A 19,334-nucleotide genomic window follows, 5' to 3' on the forward strand; every position below is an offset into this window, starting at 1 on the left:
AAGCTAGTCTAATTGGTCTAGTTATCAAGTGTTGCACTTCAATTTTAAATCGGGGGTTATTTTTATTTTGTTAACCGAACAGAGAAAACGGTAAGAGAAGAAAAATAATTAAATTGCTCACGCTCTTCACCTCAGATTGATTAATGCACAAGTGTGGTCAAAAGTGGTTCAATAGCCGAGATTTCACAAGTGTTAACAAGGCTTGAAAAATAAAAAACCAGACTTGCGCGATGGCAAATCTGGCTTTAGTTTATAAATCAGTAATTTACTTGTTTAAACGGTAAAACCATTGACGGTGATCGCGTTGGATCAGTTCGTCAGCTGCGGCTGGACCCATTGAACCTGGTGTGTAGTTAGGGAACTCTGGTTGTTGCAAGTCCCAAACTTTTCTGATTTGGTCCACGAAACGCCATGCGTAGGAAACTTCTGACCAACTAGCAAAGTTGGTACCGTCACCCTTCAAGGTGTCATGCAGCAAACGTTCGTATGGTTCTGGCGTATCCTTTGAATCCTTGTCATCAACAAAGTAATCCAAGTTGATTGGCATGGTCTGGAAGCCTTGACCGTTTGTCTTGGCATTCAACCGCAGTGAGAAACCAGCCTTTGGTTCGATGAACATCGTCAAAACGTTGGCTTCCAGTGGGGCGTTGTGGTTTTGTGGGAATGAGAAGATGTCGATCAGCGGCTTCTTGAAGACAACGTCCACACGGGTGAACTTGTCAGCTAACATCTTACCAGTCCGGATGTAGAATGGGGTACCTGACCAACGGTAGTTATCAAACAATAACTTACCAGCAACAAACGTTTCGTTGGTTGAATCGTGAGGGACGTTGTCCTCATCACGGTAAGCCCGTTGTGAATCACCGGCACCATATTGGCCACGGACGAAGTTAGTTGAAGCATCAGCAACATTGTAAACGCGCAGTGAACGCAAAGCCTTCACTTTTTCAGCCCGGATATCAACGTCGGTAAATGACACTGGTTGTTCCATGGCTAACAGGCTGACAATTTGCATGATATGGTTTTGCACCATGTCACGAAGAGCACCTGAGTTGTCGTAGTATGATGCACGTTCTTCGACACCCAGTTTTTCTGAAAGGGTGACTTGGATGTTGTCGATGTAACGGTTGTTCCAAAGGGATTCGACCAAGGTGTTACCAAAGCGGACAGCTTCGATGTTTTGAATCATTTCCTTACCTAAGTAGTGGTCGATCCGGAAGATTTGATTTTCTTCAAAGGACTTGCTTAAGGCGTCGTTTAATTGTTTTGCTGAGTCAAAGTCACGGCCAAATGGCTTTTCAATGATCAGACAATCAGTGCCCTTACTATCAGTCAAACCGGTTTCCTTCAGGTAGCCGGCAACAGTGCCGAAGAATGAAGGGGCAAGTGACAGATAGAAGATCCGGTTGCCTTGTAACTTGAATTGCTTGTCAAGTTCATCAGCACGGTCACGCAGAACAGAATAGTGTTCCTTGTCAGTAACATCGTGGGCTTCATAGAAGAAGTGAGAGATAAACTTCTCTGCTTCCTTATCGCTCTTAGCGGTGCCAAGTGATTTACGGACCTCGTCTTGGAAGCCTTGGTCAGTTAATTTGTTACGAGAAGTCCCAATAACAGCGAAATGTTCGCGAAGGGTTCCCTTCTTGTATAAGTTGAACATTGATGGGTACAGTTTACGGTAAGCTAGGTCGCCAGTACCCCCAAAGAAGATAAATAGTGAAGTGCGTTCAGTAGCCAATAAAATTCACTCCTTAAATGAAATAGATAAAGTAGTAGGTATCAGTGCGCCTAAACGAAAATCGGGCAACCCATTTCGTCTAGACCACTTGTTGTCGAAGTTATTATATAACAAATTTGAAGTAAAAAAAGGGGTTCGACTCAACTTTCTTAACCGTGGGTGACTTCATATCGAAAATGTACGTTAGGAGCCCTTTTGAAAACTGCTTTCACGCAAAACTATCTTTTTGAAAGAAAATGAATTGAAAGTGTTTTCCAAATCTTTTTTAGTAAAATTCAACCGGTTGCAGTAAATATTATTCGTCTTAATGGTATAAACCAATTATACATGATTTCTCTTAATTAGGCTACCCTTAATTCAATGCTGGCGTTGCTGAAAAGATAAAGGTTGAATTTTCTGGAATTTCGAGTAAACTAGCCCTTGTTTAAAAAAACGAAACGCATCATTTTTTTGAAAAAATGCGCTAAACGAAGGGATTGGTTGACTCATGACATTGGCAGAATTAGCAGCTAAATCGGGCGTGACGACCGAAACGATAGCCGGCTATACAAAAGCGGGATTACTGCCCTGTAAGGATGAGAGAACAACGTACACAGATAGGAATCTCTATTGGCTCGATATGATTACCTGTTTCGTGGATAACGGATCGAGTTTGACTGAGATGCGGGCGTTGATGCCTATTTGCGAGAGAGCAGAGGAAGGTGTTTAGCGGGCAGTGACTTGCCTTCTAAAAATCGAGTAATTTCAGGGACAGGAGAACACGCAACGGATTGGTCGCCCTGACTTATTAGACTTCAACGCTCGATTGCAGATACGTTTCATCAATGTTTCGACAGAAATAACAAGCATTAACTGACTTGAAATCGAAGTTTTTAGTAGCAACCGAGGTATCATACGAATGAACCATCACTTTAAACGATAAAGAGGAACTGGGACAGCACGTCCAGTTCCTCTTTTTTTATTTTTGTTATAGGTACTCCCTATTATATAAGTTAAGAAATAAGACTTATCTATCTCTGCACAGGGTTGGTACACTTGGGGGAGTTTAGCCTCTGTCAGCAGTCAGTGTGACGAGGCGCGGCTGGTTTTTGTCGGTATGGCTTTTATGCTGGGGTGGGTATTATTAAACTCGCAGAAGCTTGTTCGCTGTCCTCACATAGCCGAAACGTGCTCTCGCTGCCCTCGCATAGCCGAAACGTGCTCTCACCGCTCTCACATAGCCGAAACGTGCTCCGGGAAGCAAGGGGTTGCTGCGTAAGGGACTTTGACCCAAAAAGTCAGGACCGGACTTTTTGGGTCAAAGTCCCTTACGCTCCGCCCCTTAACCGCTTCCTTCCGCACTCTAGGCATACTTATGCGCTATCTTAGCTCCCGCTGCTGCCGCTACTGCGGCGATAATGTCGTCTAGGAACGTATTGACGCCCTCATCTTTAACGGTGTCTAATTCCTTCAAGATGCCTCGTTTTTCCCGGTCTAGATAACCGAAATTGGTTGAGGCGATTTTGCCGTATATCCCTGAAATGCCACCTTCTGCTAACAGCTCGTCGACGCCGAAGACGCCTGAGTCGTTTTCGACAATGCTTTGGAGGGGTTCTGGCAACTGGTGCGTTGTTGCTAGTTGGTCCAGCGCGATGCCGACCATGGCGTTATTCATGACTTCACGTTTGTGGAGAACGTCGATGACAGCGTCAACGGCTTCTGGCCGAGTCAGTTCCGGTTCGTATTTCAGTTGCATGGCGTAAGTGATGTCGGCGATATCCTCAACATGAATGCTTTTGGATTCAAAATAGGACATCATAAATTTGTATGCAGCGGTGTCTGGGTACTTAAAGTTTTTGTTATTCAAACTCATCATCCCTTCTTTTAACACAGTGTACCAATAAATGAAGAAGAATGGCATGGACTTTTCATAATTTGGTCATGAAAAACCAACGATACCGCCCTAAATCTGGTATCATTAAGGCTAAAGTTGACCATTAAAAAACGTGGGAGCAATGCCGATGAAGAAGGGAAAATGGTTGGTTGCCGTTCTGCTGACAGTGGGGTTGGCCGGGTGCCAGTCGCCGCATACGCCGGGCGCGGCTAATCAGCAAAACGAGGACAGTACAGATGATACAACGGCAGTGACGGCTAACGTGACGCAGACTGAACACCAGACGCGCCACCACGGTGATATTGACGGGGTGAAATTACGAGAATGGGTGCTGCCGAATTTTGAAAATACGATGCAGGCAACGGATCAGATGGTGGCGGATGCCAGTAAACACACGAAAGTACCAGCGAGCCTCATCGATGACCTGGATGACTACCGTCAAAATCGGGAGGCTGTGATTGACTATTTCAGCAATTATCACGGCCACAATATTACCGTTGGGACCTCTGCTATTTATGACTGTGACGAACTGGTGACGGTGGCCCGTAATGTGGTTCAGGCGAGTCGGCAGCACCAGTCCATGAAGACTACCATGCAGCAGTATGATACGGCGCGGCAGTCACTGCTGACGGATGAAGCTACAATTAACCGCCTGTCGAACTATTCGTAGGGCAGTTACTAAACTTAGGTAAGCGGCCATGTTAAAATGGCAATACGACTATGATTAATGAGAGAAGAGAATCAACAATTGGGTGTTATTCGAATTCATAACTTACGCTTTCATACTTTTAACGGGGTCTTGCCGGAAGAGCGGCGCAACGGCCAGCAGCTGGCAATTGATGTTGCGCTGACCTACCCGATCGAGGCCCGCGTTCAGCATGATGCTCTGAACGAGACGATTAGTTACGCGGATGTGCGCGATACGATCGATAAATTTGTGAACACGCACTCGTATAAGCTGATCGAGTCGCTGGCAAACGAGCTGTTAAAGAAGATTTTGGGTGATTACGCCATGACGACACACGTGAATCTGAAGATCCGCAAGTACAGTGTGCCGATGCCGGGCATTTTTGACGATGTCGAGATCGAAGTCGCCGGGGATCAAGTTGTGGAAAATCAGGTGTTAGGCAGTCCGGCCTCCGGTGATGAGAAATGACGGAACAGGTTTACTTGAGTATTGGGTCAAATATGGGCGATCAACTGGCCAATTTAAACGCCGCGGTGCAGCGCTTAACTGACCAAGAGGACGTCATGGTGACCGCAGTGTCGTCTGTCTACGAGACCGAACCATGGGGCAAACGCGATCAGGCCAATTTCTACAACATCGCAGTGGCGCTGACAACTCGTTTGGACCCGGAATCGCTTTTAACGGTACTGCACGACATTGAACAGTCGCTGCATCGACAACGGCTCGTTCACTGGGGCCCGCGGACTGTCGACTTAGACATCATTTATTGGGGCAATCGCGACATACATACCGCCGACCTCACAGTCCCGCATCCTCACGCGGCTGAACGTAATTTTGTGCTGCTGCCGATCCAAGAGATTGCCGGCGACGATAGTGAAACGAAACAACGGGTTGAACAAGCCTTAGCACAACAAGCAGATCAGAGTTGGATACGAAAATTAGAAGGTGTGACGATAGCTTATGATTGATAAGACAAATCAGGAAAAAATTGAAAAGGCGGTACGGATGATCTTAGAAGCCGTTGGTGAAGACCCGGACCGCCCAGGATTAGTAGAAACGCCAGCGCGGGTCGCCCGCAGTTACGGTGAGATCTTCTCATCGTTAAACGCCCCGGCCTTTGATAACTACAAACTATTCCCCGTTGAGGAGACCACGGAAATGGTCCTGATCAAGGACATTCCCTTCTACTCAATGTGTGAACACCACCTGCTGCCATTTTTCGGAACGGTACAGGTGGCATACGTGCCAGATCATAAACGGGTCATGGGTCTCAGCAAGATCCCACGCCTGATCGACTACTGTGCCAAACGGCCAAACGTTCAAGAACGGCTGACCGTGAATATTGCCAAGGAGCTGAATCGCATTCTGGATCCCAATGGGGTTGCCGTTTCGATCTCGGCTCGTCACATGTGCATGGAAATGCGCGGAGTAGAAAAGACCGGCAGTCAAACGGAATCCAGTTACTACACCGGCAACTTTAAAACCGATACAGTCCTTAAACAAGAGTTTCTGCAACGTATTAACGGGTGATCAGCAATGGCGACAGAAGCGGAAATACATGCGTTATACACGAAATTGATCGACCAGTTTAATCAATCACGGCTCGTTGGCGACACTAATCGGGTGCCGCTGCTGAAAAAAATTGTGGCAGCCCTCGGCCATCCCGACCAGACCTACCATGTGATCCACATTGCCGGAACCAACGGCAAGGGGTCCACGGGAGCCATGCTGGGGGCGGTCCTGGAACAGCAGGGGTACCGCGTGGGCCGGTTCAGCAGTCCCGCCATCCTAAACGACCGCGAGCAGATTCAGCTCAACCACAAGTGGATCAGCGAAGCCGCGTTTATTGACAGCTATGAAGAAATTAAACCGGTTGTGACACGACTGGGACTGCCACTGGACGGTGTGTCCATTTTTGAATGGCAGTTTTTAGTGACCCTGATCTGGTTTAAAAATCAGCGGGTAGACTACGCCATTTTAGAAGCTGGTCTGGGCGGACTAACGGACGCGACGAACGCCATCAGCGCACCGCAACTGACGATTTTTACAAAGATCGCCATGGACCATATGGCGATCTTAGGTGATACGATCACAAAGATTGCGACCCAGAAATCGAAAATCATCAAACCCGTAACGACTGCGGTCACACTGGCTGCGCAACCAGCAGATGCCATGCGTGTTTTGCAGGCCGAAGCGGACAGGCAAGGGGTATCGCTTAGCGCCCCGGAAACACGAGTGACGGATGTGACGATTGCCCCGACTTGGATTGAAGCCACACTGCAGAACACGTTATTTTCGTGGGTAGGATTGCGCGTTAACGTTACCGGTACATTTCAACTTCAGAATCTGACCTTGATTCTGACCGCAATCGCTGAACTGCGCCGACAGCACGTCGTTATTACGGATGAGGCTGTTCGCAACGGATTACAGCACGTTCATCTGCCCGGTCGGTTTACGCAACTGAGCGCCTCACCGCTGACCTTTGCGGACGTTGCGCACAATCCGGATGGCATGGCCGCGCTAGTTCAGAGTATCCAAGCAATCGATCCTGAACCGAATGTGACGTGGATCCTCGGTGTATTGGCAGATAAGGCGGTGACGCCCATGCTGACCAGCCTTTTACCCACAGCAAAGGCCGTTTACACGGTGACACCGGATAACCCGGCGCGCGCTTTGCCGGCCCAGCAGCTGGCTGCCGACATTGCGACTCTGAATCCGAACGTGTCAGTGCAAGCGATGCCTGACATGCCAACTGCTTGGCAGACGGTACATCAAACGGCTACTGACGGGCCGATCGTGGTTAGCGGTTCCTTTTACGTGGTCCGCGAACTCGCTGAAATGGGGGTCAAACTAGATGGCTGAATGGCTGATCGCTTCAAATAATCAATACAAAACGGCCGACTTAATTGCCTGCCTCAACCGCGCGGGTATCAGCGCCAAACCGTACACGGATGATTGGCCGCCAATGACCTTTCCCGTTGAAACAACTGACAGCTACGCGGACAATGCCCGGTTAAAGGCGCAGTTCCTGGCTCAAGTCACTGGAGAGCCGGTAATTGCGGATGATAGCGGCCTTGAAGTGCCGTTTATCGGCGATACCCTTGGCGTCACCACTAAACGGTACTTGCATCAGGACCATCAGCACAGTGATAACGAAACGTTGTTACTGGCGTTGAAGGAGGCGCCTGATGATCAGCGTACAGCCACGATGACCTGCACGCTCTGTGCCGTTTCCCAAAACGCGGATCCGGTATTGGCCACAGGTACAGTGACCGGCACCATTGCACAGGCTGAACAGGGCCATTATTCGACCGGCTTTGACAAACTCTTTGTGCTTTCGGCCACTCACCAGACTTTGGCGGAGCTGCCCGACGATACACGTATCCCGCTGACCCACCGCGGCCAGGCTGCTGTTCGGCTCGCCCAATTGTTGAAGTCAGCGAGAAACCAATAATTAATCCGCAGAAAATAGTTTATTTAGCAGAAAATAGCGGCCGTGTTTGACAGACTTGATGAAGCCGATTGTCATGCGGTCCGTTGAAACATGTTCCCACACGAGGCAAAAATCGACTAGCTAGTCACATAAGAGAGAAGAGACCTGATATGCAAATTCATGACACCACCAAGGCATTGGCCGGTCAAAACGATTTCGCCAGCCAAGCGCTGTTTAAACTCACTCAGGATCAAACACTGATCCAGCTGCAATTTACCGATGCGACCTCAGCTCAAGCTGACGCGTTAAGGACCCGCCTGCGCCAATTTGACGGCACCGTGACCCGCAAGGGGACAACGGTCAGCGGACTGTTGGCGTATGAGGCCACCAAACAACTGAGCGACAACTGGCTGACCTGGTTCCCCGGCGAACAGGAAGCGGACAAACAACTGACCAACGTTTTGGCCAGCTATGAACTTGGCTGGCAGGCCAACGATTTCCGGTTTGAACTGCGCGAGAAACCAATGATCTACGCCATTATGAACATCACACCGGATTCCTTTTACGATGGTGGTCGTTACCAGACTAAGGAAGCGGTCAGCGCCCACATTGCCGAGATGGTGGAAGCTGGCGCCGACCTCATCGAAGTCAATGGCCAAACGACCCGTCCCGGTTACACCGAAGTCACACCGGAAGTAGAAATTGAACGCACGATTCCGTACATTAAACAGATCAAACTGCTGTACCCCGACATGGCCGTGGGAATCGATACCTACAAATTGCCCGTCATGAAAGCGGCTATCGATGCCGGGGTTGACGTCATTAACGACGTCAACAGCTTTATGGATGACCCTGAAAAATTACCTTACTTGGCAAAACAACGTGTCGGACTGCTGACCATGCTCAACGGTCGCGGCAACGACTTTACAAATTTATCAGAAGAGATGCACACGTTCTTTGAAGATAATATCAAGGCAATCACGGACGCTGGTGTGGCTTTCGACCGCATCGCCTTAGATCAGGGTATCGGCTACTCCAAACTCCCCGACAGCAAGCAGGATTTTGTTATGATGCGTAACGTCGATCAGTTCAACGACCTCAACCGGCCAATGATGGTCGCCGTGTCACGCAAGGGCTTCTACAAGCAGCTGCTTGGCCTAGAAAAAGACGACCGCTTGCCAATGACACTGATCACTGAAACTGAAATGATGCTGAAGGGCGGGCGAATCATTCGCGTGCACGATGTTGAAGAGACGCGGCAGATGATCACGTTCTTAGATGAGATTGAGAAGGGGTATTGGCTGGCTTAGTTTTGCCTTCTGTGTTCGTTGCATGCAGCGAGTGAACGTAGTGTGGTAATGGCTCGCGAAAATTGTCGAACGCCATTCATTATGACCCGCAGTTGCGTTTTTATTGATGCCAAGTACCACAATCACTTTAAAAATAGTTCACGACGTATTTGCGCACAACGGAACGGAACGACATTTTTAACCAAGACTGATGCGCACTCTCTTAAAATTAAAATTAGATTAAAGGTTGACGCGATAAGGTTAATATGTTTTAATGTAATCAACATTTACTAGAAGGGAACTAATGACGATGACAAAGACTTTAACCAAAGTTAATGCGTATTATTACGGCTACTACTTTAGTTAGCGTCCGCAGCGAGATGCGGACGCCTAACCACGCGTTCGCGTCTAAAGCTAAGCCGTCAATTTGTCGTGCCAGCTAGACGTGAAGTTCTAGCCGGTACTAGTCATTTATTCCGTTTACGGATAAAAAACTAACCAGCTAGGACAGTTGTCTAGCTGGTTTTTTCTTTATCAAAAACAAGGAGTGAGTGGAAATGTCAAAGCCTCAGAAACGAATCTTATCGATATGCCTCTACCTGAACTACTTGGTTCACGGGTTCGGGCTGATTATCCTAACACAAAATATGCAATCCCTCGGGCGCTTTTGGAGCGTACCGATTGCCACCGTGTCATACGTGGTATCAGGGATCGGGATCGGCCGGTTACTTGCCTACTTTGTGTTTGGTTACCTATCAGACCGGTTCGGACGCAAGTTTCTGATTTACGTTGGCGTTTTCTCCTACTTGATCTTCTTCCTGGGCATGCCGTTCGTGAAGAACATTCAGTTGGCTTACCTGTTTGCTATCATGGCTGGGATCGCCAACTCTGCACTGGATTCAGGGACTTACCCGACCTTCGTTGAAATGGGCGGCAAGTCCAGCGCATCAAACGTCTTCATTAAGGCATTCATGTCCGTAGGGGAATTCATCTTGCCGCTGCTGGTTGCAACGCTGGATACCCAAAAGATGTGGTTCGGCTGGTCCTTCATGGTCGCCGCTGTTATCTTAGTGGCTAACTTCTTCTTGTTAAACCGGGTGACGTTCCCGAAGCGCAATCAGGTCGATGAAACGACTGAACTGGCACAGGAACATTTATCCCGGCCGAAGAAATGGATCGCCACCGCAGCCCTGTCTATTTACGGTTACACCAGCATGGCCATCATGATCCTGTTCACTCAGTGGATCACGATGTTTGCCACCAACGAATTGAACTACAGCGCGCTGATTGGGCACGGCTTACTCTCACTCTATAGTATCGGGTCTATCTCAGGGGTCATCGTTACCTTCGCACTGCTTCGTCGGCAAGTTTCTGAAGCCGGACTGCTGGTGGTCAACAACGCCCTATCACTGGTTGCCTTAGTTATTCTTTGTACCACATCGATTCAATGGCTGTCCGCAGCGGTTTGCTTCGTCTTTGGGTTTACCGCGGCTGGTGGGATGATGCAGGTGGCCTTAAACATCTTCCTGCGGCTCTACCCGCAACACAAGGGGCTCGTTACTGGGACGTACTTCACATTCGGCAGTGTCGCCACATTTACCGTTCCAGTGGTCACCGGGTGGCTCTCTAAACAGAGCATCGCCCGCGCCATGGACGCCGACATTATCGTCGGTATCCTCGGCACCATCGTCGTTTTGCTGGTTGCCATGACGGTTGGCCGGCAAGCCTCACTGACAACGGCGCGCAAAGAAATCAATCATCTGGACAAAGATATTGTTAAACTCTTGGCAAAACGCTTCGACGCTGTCACCATGGTCAATGAAGCCAAACGTGCTTCGAATTTACCCGTCATGGATCATGGGCGGGAAGACCAAGTGCTCAAACGGGTCGCTGAAAATGATCCGAACCCGGAAACGCGCGCATACATGCAGGACATTTACACCCACATCATGCGTAATTCCCGCGAATACCAAGCTAAACTCACGACTGAAAACGCGCTGAAGGATAAGGAAACGGTCAAGCACGACAAACCGCTCCCAGCTTCCAGCCAACTCACAAATAAGTAACGGAAAGGAATCACTCACTTATGAACTACTTAACTGCAGGAGAATCACACGGCCCCCAACTCACCGGTATTATTGAGGGACTGCCGGCCGGCCTGACGCTGGATATCGACGCCATTAACGCCCAACTGGCAGCCCGCCAAGGCGGTTATGGCCGCGGCAACCGGCAGAAGATCGAACACGATGAGGTCACCATTGTCGGCGGGGTTCGCCACAAAAAAACTTTAGGGTCACCAATTGCACTGGTCGTAAATAACCGCGACCACGCGCACTGGTCCGAGATTATGGACCCGATTGCTGATGAAACAGCTGCTAATTCAGTTCGTAAGGTTGAACGGCCGCGTCCCGGACACGCTGATTTAGTCGGCGGCATGAAGTACGGTCACCGCGATTTACGAAACGTCCTGGAACGCTCATCAGCCCGTGAAACAGCCATCCGGGTCGCCATCGGCGCAGTATGCAAGCAGTTTCTGGAACAACTTGGCATCAAGCTGGTTGGCTACGTTCAGCAAATCGGTCCCGTTAAGGCGGATGACCAGAACCCGTTAAACGTGGCCGATATCGAAAAAACAATTTTGGCTAACGATTTACGAATCGTACAGCCGGACAAGATTGATGAGATCCACGACCTGATCGACAAGACCAAGAAGGACGGGGACACCCTCGGCGGTATCATTCGCGTGGTGGCCACCAACGTACCGGCTGGTTTAGGCAGTTACATCAGCTGGGACACCAAGTTAGACGCTAAGTTGGCAGCCGCTGTTGTCGGCGTTAACGCCATGAAGGGGGTTGAGATTGGCGACGGCTTCAAGGCCGCGACCAGCTTCGGCAGTGACGTCATGGACGAGATCGACTGGCACGATGGCGAAGGGTTCGACCGCGAAAGCGACCACTTAGGCGGCTTTGAAGGCGGAATGACTAACGGGATGCCAATTATTATCAAGGCAGCCATGAAGCCGATTCCAACCCTCTACAAACCACTGCAGTCCGTTGATGTTGACACTAAGGAAGTTAAGAAGGCCAACGTGGAACGTTCCGATACAACAGCCATCGTGCCCGCTTCGATCGTGATCGAGAGTGTCGTGGCCATTGAACTCGCTAAGGCTATCACCGACACCTTTGATGGCAGCAACATGAGCCGACTCAAGCAACAAATTGCAGACTACCGTAATGAATTGAAAAATTTCTAAGTCATTTATATTTCCAAAAGACAAACGATGCGTTATCTTACCTATTAACTATTTATTGGAGGCCCCAGATTGAAAACACTGAACGGAAAACCAAGCACCGATTTACACGGCACTCTGGTGGTGCCCGGTGATAAGAGTATTTCTCATCGGGGCATCATGCTAGGTGCCATCAGCGAAGGCACCACACACTTATCCCATTTTCTAACCTCTGCTGACTGTCTATCAACGTTAGCCGCCTTTCAGCAATTAGGTGTGCACATTGAACGAGACGGTCAAGATGTGACCATCCACGGGGTGGGCTTACATGGACTGAAGCCGAGTGCCCAACCACTAGATATGGGCAACTCGGGGACGACGACCCGCCTGATATCCGGCCTGTTGGCAGGCCAGTCGTTTACCAGTACTTTGATTGGCGACGCCTCACTCTCAAAACGGCCGATGAAACGGGTCAGCGTGCCGCTTAGCGAAATGGGTGCGAACATTGAAACGACTGACGGCCACTTGCCGATGACCATCACCGGAAGCCCGCTTCACAGCGTGACCTACCAGCTTCAGGTTGCCAGTGCACAGGTCAAAAGCGCGCTGATTCTGGCAGCGTTACAGGCTGACAAGCCCAGCACCTTGGTGGAACAGCTGCCGACCCGGGACCACACCGAACGGATGCTGACCCAGTTCGGCGGTGACATCGCTACGGCAGCTGACGGGGTAACGATCACCGTTCAGCCGCAACCGCACCTCACCGGTCAAACCATGACGGTGCCCGGCGACATGTCCTCCGCGGCGTTCTTCATGGTTGCCGCTAGCCTGGTGCCGAATTCCAAGATCACACTGAAGGATGTGGGGTTGAACAAGACGCGGACCGGTCTGCTGAACATTCTGCAGCGCATGGGCGGTAAGGTCAGCATTGACGCCGCGCCAACTGACGGCGAACCGATTGGTGATTTAACCATTGAAACGGCTGACCTGCACCCCATTAACATCGGCGCGGCAGATATTCCAGCCGTGATCGATGAACTGCCGCTGGTTGCTTTGCTGGCAGCGAAGGCGGATGGCATCAGCCGAATCACTGGTGCCGAAGAACTGCGGGTCAAAGAAACTGACCGAATTGCCGCCATCGTGCAAGAGTTTACGAAGCTTGGTATCAACATCGAAGAACTGCCAGACGGGTTCGTCATTGATGGGCGAATGCCGTGGCACGTAACAGATAACCAGCTGGACGCGCACGATGATCACCGGATCGGGATGGTTCTAGGCGTTGCCGGCTTGCTGGTCGACAAACCGGTGCAACTTGCCGGTGCCGACAGTGTTCGCATTTCTTATCCTGAATTTTTCGACGACCTCAACACACTGTTACCAAAGGAGTGACGCAATGACGACGGTATTTATCAGCGGCCTGGGACTGATCGGCAGTTCCCTGGCCCGAATCATGCAACAGATTGACACTGACACCACGGTGTTAGGCGCCGACCCCAACGACGATACCAGCCAGTTTCTGCTGGCCCAGGGGGTGATCGATGCCCGTACCACGTTTGCTGAAGGCAGCGCGAAGGCGGACGTAATCATTCTAGCTGGACCGGTATCTGTGATTACGAAACAACTTGCTGCGCTGGCCGACCTGCCGCTGAAGCCAAACGTGGTGGTCATCGATGTTGGCAGCACAAAACGTCAGGTAATGGCAGCTGCAAAACCATTACAGAAAAAGGGCATCGCCTTTATGGGCGGCCATCCGATGGCCGGTTCCCACGAAACTGGGGGTCGGGCCGGTCGGGTCAACCTCTTTGACGGCGCGGTGTACTTTCTGGTCGACGGTTCCCAGAGGCTGGAACAGCGCCAACTGTTTCAACGCCTATTGGCGCCCGCACAGTTACGCTGGGTGACCATTGAAGCCGAACAGCACGATCAACTTGTCAGCCAGATCAGTCACGTGCCGCACGTTTTGGCGGCTACCCTGATCAACACAGCAGTGGCAGAGTTAAAGAATGACCCTGTCGGCCTCAAGGCCGCCGCGGGCGGGTTTAAGAGTACCACCCGCATTGCCGCGTCTGACCCCACCATGTGGACGGCCATTATGCTGAGTAATACCGAAGCCATAACATCACAGTTAGATGATTACATTGCCACGTTAACTAAGATCAAAACCGCCATTGCGGCGGGTGATGAACCACAGATCCACGATTTTTTTGAACAGGCGCAACGCACGCGCCAACAACTTGACCGCACCACCGAGGAGGGCTAACTTATGAAAGCAATTTTAGTAGGATTCATGGGCAGTGGCAAAACCACTGTCGGCCAACTTTTGGCAGACGAGCTACATACGGAACACAGTGATTTGGATGATTTGATCGTGCAACATGCCGGCAAATCCATTCCCGAAATTTTTGACCAGGACGGCGAATTTGCTTTCCGACGCATGGAACACGATGTTTTGGCAGATGCAATGAAGAACACCCAAGGCATCTTATCAACTGGCGGCGGGACACCGATTCAAGAATCAAACTTCAACCTCTTAAGAGCCAGTGACGTCCCAGTTATTTTACTGAACGTCAAGCCAGAAACAGTTTTGGCACGCATTGGCGGCGCGGATGGCCGACCAGTTATCAAAAAAGTTGGCATCGACGGTATCGCTGGGCTGAAGGCACAACGGGACCCGCATTACCACAGTGTTAGTGACGTTGAAATCGAAACCGACAACCTGACACCAGAGGAGGTCGTTGCGGCCATTTGTCGATTTCACCAATTTGAATTAGACGATCAAGCTGACATTATTTAATATGGAACACATCACGTTACCACTGGTCCTCGATAAGGCTATTAAACAGCGCTACGCCGACGGTACCAGCCTTTCCTACGTTGTTACCCGCAACCCGTTTGAAACGACCCAGTATGGCGTTCATTTGGATCTGATGGACAAGCGGGGAAAGATCTATCACAAAACTGAAGTGTATTTTGATCCTGGTGAATTAATTTCCCAACCGTTTGAAGTTAATGGCGGTGCGTTTGAACTGGAATTGAAGCCGGATGATTGATTTTAAGACCCGTTGTCGCTGGGTCTTTTTGTCATGTTTCATAGTGTGCAGTTTGATACAACGTCAGCAGCAATACATAGCATTTAGCCAACAAGCATTATTTTTTTTCGAGGTTGCTGTTGCATCATTCGCAATGTGCCGCCTCTCTTTGGACGTTGCTTAATCACGAAGAGGAACGCAAATTGACCTTGGTTGGTATTGAAGATACAAGCATCGTCCCACAGCTGTCTGGCAGGTCGGCAGAGTAAGTAAAAGGGTCATTTTTGTCCAGACTAGTCGCCTGAATCCGGAAAGCTCTGCCAAGCCAATGTTACCAATTCGTAGCGAGAATTTAATTTTTGACACAGAAATCGAACGAGTTCTTAAAATGCGTTAAAAACTTGTAAAAGTTTCAAAATACCCCTTGGTTTTGACATCATAAAACGTTACACTTACAAACGGAAATTAGTTTAGTGGGTCAGACCGCTAAGCATTTAAATTAAAGGAGCGATTAAGTAATGAAAAAAATGGCTGTCGTTACTGCCAGTTTGGTGGCAGCATTTGGATTAATGGGTATCGGGGCACAAAGCTACACGTCTCAAACTACTGCCCAAGCCGCAACTTCAACTAGTCCAACCATCTCTGTCAACACGATCTACAACAACTCTACCAAGGTTACTGGTAAGGCCACTAAGGGTGTTGCCGTTGTTATCCGCAACGCTAAGAACAAGACCATTGCTAAGGGAACGGCTTCTTCTACTACCGGCGCTTACAGTGTTAAGCTGCCAGCTAAGCAAAAGACCGGGACTAAACTCTACGTCTACGCTCACAACAACAAGACCGGCCGCTACTTCTACCGGATCATGACTGTTAAGGCTGCTTCTACCAAGTCAAGCACGACCTCAACAACCTCATCTACTACGAGCAAGACCACTAGCTCAACTTCATCAAGTTCAACGAAGTCAAGTACCGCAAGTTTTAAGATTTCAACACCTACTGGTACTTGGAAGAGCGCAACATACAAGGGCTGGGCAATTCAATACACCTTCAGCCAAAAGACCGGTTTAACTGAAAAGGTTACTTACGGCAAGAAGACTGCTTACCCAGTGAAGTTGGCTACTTACAGCGTTACTACTAAGACCCCAACCTTCTGGAAGATCAACGTTACCCCTAAGACGGGCAAAAAGACTTCGTTCTACATGCGTTTCACTGCTAAGAACAAGTTCGTCATCGTTAACAGCAAGAACCAAAAGATCAAGGCTTCAGTTGGTAAGGCCCCAGCAGCTTACTACACTTACACCTTACAAAAGTAATTCGGCTTTAATGCCGCTCAAAAACGTCCAAACCAGAAATGGCTTGGACGTTTTTATTGTTGTCTGATTTTGATTGGCCGCGGTTATTTCCCCTTGCAGTCCGCAATTTGGGGGGTCCGTACTTAGCTATATTGGGTTAAGTGCTGATTAGCAGGTTCGTCAGCGTTCGTTGTTTCCATAAGCTGACAAGCAATAAAATTTTTTTGCTGAAAAGGCTGCAACCTAGAAGCTGACGAATAGATTAATTTACCAGTATCTCTAAAGGGTACCTAACGTTGGGATGCCGGCAGTTAGGCGCAAATGACGACCCACATTTATCGTTAAACGCTACTTTTCAGCACCCTTACCCAGTAAATTACCGACGACTGGCAGCTTGCCATAATCGGCGGCACTGTCAGAAGGCACAACAACGAGGTTGGCTGGGGATGAGGCGAGTTCGGAGTAAGCGTTGATAGATTGGTTTTGGAAGTATTTGTCATCGGCGTTGGACAGGCCGGCTTGGACGGTGTCGATCCGGTAACGCTCTGCATCGGCGCGGGTCTTGGTGGCGTCGGCTTCCGCTTTGGCGGTGGCCATCAGGGCGTCGTTTTTAGCCTTTGTGGTCAGCTCGATGGACTTGGCTTCCCCTTCAGCTTTTGCGATGGCTGCAATCCGTTCCCGGTCGGCGGTCAGTTGTTTATCCATGGCTTCTTGAATGGCCTGTGACGGGGTCAGTTCATCGATGTTTATCCGGTCAACGTTGACGCCGTACGTATTGGTCAGGTCACCAATGGCTAAGGTCAATTCCTGGTTGATCTTGGCGGTCGAACCCAGCGCTTCGTTCAGGTCCATTCGGCCGATGATATCCCGCAAGTGCCCACGGACCAGTTGCGCCATGGATTCGATGGAGTCGGTGTTTTCGTACTGGTACTTCACGGCGTCAGTGACGTGAAAGTTCAGCGTCAGACTGGCTGACACATCGGCGTTATCCTTTGTGATGATCGAATAATTCGGCAGGGCGAGCGGTTCCATTGCTAAACTCACCCGGCGAATTTTTTGAATCATGGGAATGTAAAAATGCAGACCCGAGTTGACACTGTGACTGTATTTTCCCAGCGTTTCAACAAGTCCTTGGTTATTTTGCGGGACGATTTTAAATCCTAATGGCATGTGGTTTTCCCCCTATAATTGGCGCAGCGTCAAACTATTGCCGTTGGCGGCGATGACAACGTACTTGGCGGTTGGGTCAACTGGCTGCTGGTCGGTCAGCTGGTATCGGTAATAGATACCGGCCACGGACACAAGATCGTCAGCAGCCAGCGCACGGCCGGTAACGATTTGGCCGATCACCTGGCGCTTCTCGAAGGTTTCCGAAACCTTGACCTGTTCCAAAACGCTGACGATATAGGCTTCCAGTGGCAGCCCCTTGGCCGCCGCAATGGCCGCCAGGCGGCTGTACAGCTGCGCATCTAAATGCAGGTTCAGCTCATTATCGTTTTCCAATGTTCCTTTGGTTGTCATAGTCACCACTCCTATGCGTGTTGCGCTGCAATATACCTTGATTATCCGTGAGTCGCGCTGCGCCGTCAAGCACCGGCACTATCAAGATTTAAGCTGGCCTGCCCAAGGTTTGAAAATCCGTTTGCGTCAACGGTGGCATCATGGGCGTTATCTAGGTTACAATGGGGCTAACGAAAAAAACGGAGGCAATCGATATGGCAAAAATGAAAGCAATCGGCGCGTTAAAGGCGCTCGAGACAAGTGATGAACAGTTTTTAACAGATCTCACACTGGACAAGCCAACGCCGACCGGCCGTCAGGTTTTAGTTGCAGTCAGCGCCGTATCGGTCAATCCGGTCGACACGAAAATGCGGCTGACAGTCACAGATGAAACGGCACCCAAGATTCTCGGCTACGACGCCGTGGGAAAGGTGGCAGCTGTCGGCCCCGACGTGGAAAAATTCAAGGTGGGTGACCGGTTGTACTACGCTGGCAGCTCTCAGGTAGACGGGTCCGATGAAGAATACCAATTAGTTGATGAGCGACTGGCCTGCAGCGCACCCAAAGCGTTATCGGATGCGGAAGCTGCTGCTATGCCGCTGACGACACTGACCGCCTATGAACTCTTGTTTGAAAAAATGCACTTCGTTCCAAAAGGCAACCAAAATCAAAATAAAACACTGTTGATCGTGAACGGCAGCGGCGGTGTCGGTTCCATCCTGAGCCAACTCGCACACTGGGCGGGGTTGACGGTTCTGGCCACCAGCAGCCCCAAAAATTTCGACTGGTTGAAACGCCACGGTGTTGATTATCCGCTGGACTACCATGAAGACCTGCTGAGCCAGATTCACGATCTCGGCTATCAGCAGTTGGACGCCATCGCTATTTTATACGCACCGGAGGCCTACTTTAAGGTGGCCAGTGAACTGGTCAAACCATTCGGCCATATTGGCTCGATCGTGGGCAGCACCGTCGATCTGCCGCTATATTTGATCAAAAACAAGGCCGCCAGTTTTGACTGGGAGTACATGTTTGCCAAGTCGGATGCGAACTACCGCGTCCACACCCAAGGAAAAATTCTGCAGCTGGCTTGCCGACTGCTGGATCAGGGCGTTTTAGAATCAACGCTGACGACCAACATCGAAACGGGCATCAACGCTGCTAATTTACGAAAAGCACACCAGCTAGTTGAAGCTGGCCACACGCTTGGTAAGTTAGTCGTGAGCGGACCGTTTAACGGTAAGGCCTAGTCAATCACGCATG

Annotated in this window: 20 protein-coding genes; 16 read left to right on the plus strand and 4 right to left on the minus strand. The window is 49.9% G+C overall.

What is annotated here, in order from left to right:
- Positions 1-265: 265 nt before the first annotated feature.
- The gene (gene zwf / locus FC82_RS00915; protein WP_054759284.1) at positions 266-1,738 is read right to left on the minus strand and encodes a glucose-6-phosphate dehydrogenase; all 1,473 of its coding nucleotides are present in this window, start codon (positions 1,736-1,738) and stop codon (positions 266-268) included.
- 487 nt (positions 1,739-2,225) lie between these two features.
- Here zwf and FC82_RS00920 point away from each other — a divergent pair, with 487 nt between their 5' ends.
- The gene (locus FC82_RS00920; protein ID WP_054759282.1) at positions 2,226-2,447 is read left to right on the plus strand and encodes a helix-turn-helix domain-containing protein; all 222 of its coding nucleotides are present in this window, start codon (positions 2,226-2,228) and stop codon (positions 2,445-2,447) included.
- Positions 2,448-3,080: 633 nt separating this feature from the next.
- Here FC82_RS00920 and FC82_RS00925 read toward each other — a convergent pair.
- Positions 3,081-3,584 (minus strand): phosphatidylglycerophosphatase A family protein, encoded by a 504-nt coding sequence (locus FC82_RS00925; protein ID WP_054759293.1) that lies wholly within the window; start codon positions 3,582-3,584, stop codon positions 3,081-3,083.
- A gap of 154 nt (positions 3,585-3,738) precedes the next feature.
- Here FC82_RS00925 and FC82_RS00930 point away from each other — a divergent pair, with 154 nt between their 5' ends.
- The 14 genes from FC82_RS00930 (at position 3,739) to FC82_RS00995 (ending at position 16,592) form a co-directional block, all read left to right on the plus strand.
- Positions 3,739-4,281: a putative periplasmic lipoprotein gene (locus FC82_RS00930; RefSeq protein ID WP_054759280.1), complete on the plus strand. Its 543-nt coding sequence runs from the start codon at positions 3,739-3,741 to the stop codon at positions 4,279-4,281.
- 78 nt (positions 4,282-4,359) lie between these two features.
- Entirely contained in the window at positions 4,360-4,767 is a 408-nt protein-coding gene (gene folB, locus FC82_RS00935) for a dihydroneopterin aldolase (protein ID WP_082620115.1), read from the plus strand.
- Entirely contained in the window at positions 4,764-5,267 is a 504-nt protein-coding gene (gene folK, locus FC82_RS00940; RefSeq protein ID WP_056995965.1) for a 2-amino-4-hydroxy-6-hydroxymethyldihydropteridine diphosphokinase, read from the plus strand. Before folB ends, folK begins: the two co-directional genes overlap by 4 nt.
- Positions 5,260-5,829, plus strand: a complete 570-nt coding sequence (folE, locus tag FC82_RS00945; RefSeq protein WP_056995966.1) for a GTP cyclohydrolase I FolE — start codon at positions 5,260-5,262, stop codon at positions 5,827-5,829. Before folK ends, folE begins: the two co-directional genes overlap by 8 nt.
- Before the next feature lie 6 nt (positions 5,830-5,835).
- Positions 5,836-7,161 carry a bifunctional folylpolyglutamate synthase/dihydrofolate synthase gene (locus FC82_RS00950; protein WP_054759274.1) on the plus strand — a complete coding sequence of 442 codons (1,326 nt, stop codon included), beginning with the start codon at positions 5,836-5,838 and terminating at the stop codon, positions 7,159-7,161.
- Positions 7,154-7,753 carry a non-canonical purine NTP pyrophosphatase gene (locus FC82_RS00955; protein ID WP_054759272.1) on the plus strand — a complete coding sequence of 200 codons (600 nt, stop codon included), beginning with the start codon at positions 7,154-7,156 and terminating at the stop codon, positions 7,751-7,753. Before FC82_RS00950 ends, FC82_RS00955 begins: the two co-directional genes overlap by 8 nt.
- A gap of 149 nt (positions 7,754-7,902) precedes the next feature.
- Positions 7,903-9,042 (plus strand): dihydropteroate synthase, encoded by a 1,140-nt coding sequence (gene folP / locus FC82_RS00960; protein ID WP_056995967.1) that lies wholly within the window; start codon positions 7,903-7,905, stop codon positions 9,040-9,042.
- A gap of 536 nt (positions 9,043-9,578) precedes the next feature.
- Positions 9,579-11,087 carry an MFS transporter gene (locus FC82_RS00965; RefSeq protein ID WP_065101424.1) on the plus strand — a complete coding sequence of 503 codons (1,509 nt, stop codon included), beginning with the start codon at positions 9,579-9,581 and terminating at the stop codon, positions 11,085-11,087.
- Between the two features lie 20 nt (positions 11,088-11,107).
- Positions 11,108-12,274, plus strand: coding sequence for a chorismate synthase (aroC, locus tag FC82_RS00970; RefSeq protein WP_056995968.1), 1,167 nt, complete (start codon positions 11,108-11,110; stop codon positions 12,272-12,274).
- 69 nt (positions 12,275-12,343) lie between these two features.
- Positions 12,344-13,639: a 3-phosphoshikimate 1-carboxyvinyltransferase gene (gene aroA / locus FC82_RS00975; protein WP_056995969.1), complete on the plus strand. Its 1,296-nt coding sequence runs from the start codon at positions 12,344-12,346 to the stop codon at positions 13,637-13,639.
- Positions 13,640-13,643: 4 nt separating this feature from the next.
- On the plus strand, positions 13,644-14,510 hold the full coding sequence (locus FC82_RS00980) for a prephenate dehydrogenase (protein ID WP_054759268.1): 867 nt from the start codon (positions 13,644-13,646) through the stop codon (positions 14,508-14,510).
- A gap of 3 nt (positions 14,511-14,513) precedes the next feature.
- Positions 14,514-15,044, plus strand: a complete 531-nt coding sequence (locus tag FC82_RS00985; RefSeq protein WP_054759266.1) for a shikimate kinase — start codon at positions 14,514-14,516, stop codon at positions 15,042-15,044.
- Position 15,045: 1 nt separating this feature from the next.
- Positions 15,046-15,300: a hypothetical protein gene (locus FC82_RS00990; protein WP_054759264.1), complete on the plus strand. Its 255-nt coding sequence runs from the start codon at positions 15,046-15,048 to the stop codon at positions 15,298-15,300.
- Positions 15,301-15,797: 497 nt separating this feature from the next.
- On the plus strand, positions 15,798-16,592 hold the full coding sequence (locus FC82_RS00995) for an Ig-like domain-containing protein (RefSeq protein WP_054759262.1): 795 nt from the start codon (positions 15,798-15,800) through the stop codon (positions 16,590-16,592).
- Between the two features lie 327 nt (positions 16,593-16,919).
- Here the strand turns inward: FC82_RS00995 and FC82_RS01000 are convergent, their stop codons facing one another.
- Entirely contained in the window at positions 16,920-17,741 is an 822-nt protein-coding gene (locus tag FC82_RS01000; protein ID WP_056995970.1) for an SPFH domain-containing protein, read from the minus strand.
- Between the two features lie 12 nt (positions 17,742-17,753).
- Positions 17,754-18,092: a hypothetical protein gene (locus FC82_RS01005; RefSeq protein WP_054759260.1), complete on the minus strand. Its 339-nt coding sequence runs from the start codon at positions 18,090-18,092 to the stop codon at positions 17,754-17,756.
- A gap of 203 nt (positions 18,093-18,295) precedes the next feature.
- Here FC82_RS01005 and FC82_RS01010 point away from each other — a divergent pair, with 203 nt between their 5' ends.
- On the plus strand, positions 18,296-19,321 hold the full coding sequence (locus tag FC82_RS01010; protein ID WP_054759291.1) for a zinc-binding alcohol dehydrogenase family protein: 1,026 nt from the start codon (positions 18,296-18,298) through the stop codon (positions 19,319-19,321).
- The last annotated feature ends 13 nt before the right edge of the window (positions 19,322-19,334 follow it).

This window comes from Secundilactobacillus collinoides DSM 20515 = JCM 1123 (assembly GCF_001435975.1).
In the GTDB taxonomy this organism is placed as follows: Bacteria; Bacillota; Bacilli; order Lactobacillales; family Lactobacillaceae; genus Secundilactobacillus; species Secundilactobacillus collinoides.